Origin of the sequence: uncultured Campylobacter sp. (assembly GCF_938045775.1) — a bacterium.
Lineage (GTDB): Bacteria > Campylobacterota > Campylobacteria > Campylobacterales > Campylobacteraceae > Campylobacter_B.
Genome location: NZ_CALIBH010000108.1, coordinates 1 through 1,345, shown reverse-complemented (window position 1 = coordinate 1,345; position 1,345 = coordinate 1). Strand labels below are relative to the sequence as shown.

Annotated in this window: 2 protein-coding genes and 1 pseudogene; 1 reads left to right on the top strand and 2 read right to left on the bottom strand. The window is 48.3% G+C overall.

Annotated elements, in window-relative coordinates; all coding sequences use genetic code 11:
* On the bottom strand, positions 1–854 hold an 854-nt coding region (gene guaA / locus Q0238_RS04105), incomplete at its 3' end, for a glutamine-hydrolyzing GMP synthase (RefSeq protein WP_297943150.1).
* 54 nt (positions 855–908) lie between these two features.
* On the bottom strand, positions 909–1,109 hold the full coding sequence (locus tag Q0238_RS04100; RefSeq protein WP_297943149.1) for a hypothetical protein: 201 nt from the start codon (positions 1,107–1,109) through the stop codon (positions 909–911).
* A gap of 27 nt (positions 1,110–1,136) precedes the next feature.
* On the opposite strand from Q0238_RS04100, the pseudogene Q0238_RS04095 reads away from it, so the two are divergent.
* Positions 1,137–1,345: pseudogene (locus Q0238_RS04095) on the top strand (hypothetical protein); the annotation flags it as partial.

The window sequence follows — 1,345 nt, the reverse complement described above, 5'->3', positions numbered from 1 at the left end:
CTGCTTAAAAACAGCTCGCTAGCATCGATCACGTCTAAGCTCACGCCGAGTTTGAGCCTAAACATCTCCTCTACCGCCTTGCGCTCGCCCGTGCGAAGTAGTCCGTTGTCGACGAAAACCGCTATTAGGCTCTGCGGCACCGCATGCGCCAAAAGCGCTGCTACGACCGAACTATCCACGCCGCCGCTTACCGCGCAAAGCACTTTGGCGCTGCCTACGCGCTCTTTTATTTTGATCATCTGCTCTTTGGCGAAGCTACCCATATTCCAAGTGCTGGTTATTCCGCAGATCTCTTTGGCAAAATTTTTTAAAATTCTATCGCCGAACTCGCTGTGGCAGACTTCGGGGTGAAACTGTAGCGCGTAAATTTTACGGGTCTCGTCACCAAATACGCACCACTCGCTCTCATCCGAGCTTGCCATCACCTCAAAGCCCTCCGGCAGGCTCTCGACCTTGTCTGAATGGCTCATCCAAACGGTCGAGTTATCCTCCACGCCACCAAATAGCTTGCTAGCGCGAAGCAGTTTCAAAGAAGCCTTGCCATACTCTTTTTTACCCGCAGGCACGACGCTAGCGCCAAATTTATGCGCGATGAGCTGCATGCCGTAGCAGATACCTAAAATTGGAATTCCAAGCTCAAAAATTCTATCGTCGCAAAAATACGCATCTTTGGCGTAAACGCTAGCGGGGCTGCCGCTTAAAATAAGACCTTTGGGGTTTTTTGCTTTTATCTTATCGATCGGTGCGTCGTATGCGATCAGCTCGGTGTAAACGCCTTGTTCGCGCAAGCGCCTAGCGATCAGCTGGGTGTATTGAGAGCCGAAGTCCAGCACTAAAATGTCTGCCGTTTGCATGAAATTCCTTTGTAAAAATTTTTAAAAGTATAACAAAGCAAAGCTAAAAGTAGGCTATTTATCGCGTAAAATTCTAACGCTGCCTTTCGTGTCGTTTGTTTTGTTGCCATCCGCGGCGGATGCCTCTGCGTTCGCGGTTTGCTCATCTGCGCTCGAGTAAAAAGGCGGCGCTTTATATCCGCAGCCGCTAAGCAAAACTAAGATAAAAAATGCTAAAATCCGTCTATGGAAAATGCAAGAGAAATAATCGCTCATATCAGAAAAGATCCTTTATATGCCAAGATGCGAGAAAGAGGCGAGTTTCTGGCGATTTTGCCGCTTAGTTGGCAAAGGCTGATCGCTTTCATCTACGTCAAAGATGGCATTTTGATGATAGCCGCGAAACACCCGGCTGGGCTTTGCGAACTAAAACGCGATAGTAATATAAATTTAATAAAAGACGTATTAAAGCGCTTCGTAGCCGCTAGAGAGACGGCGGAGCTTTGCGGCGT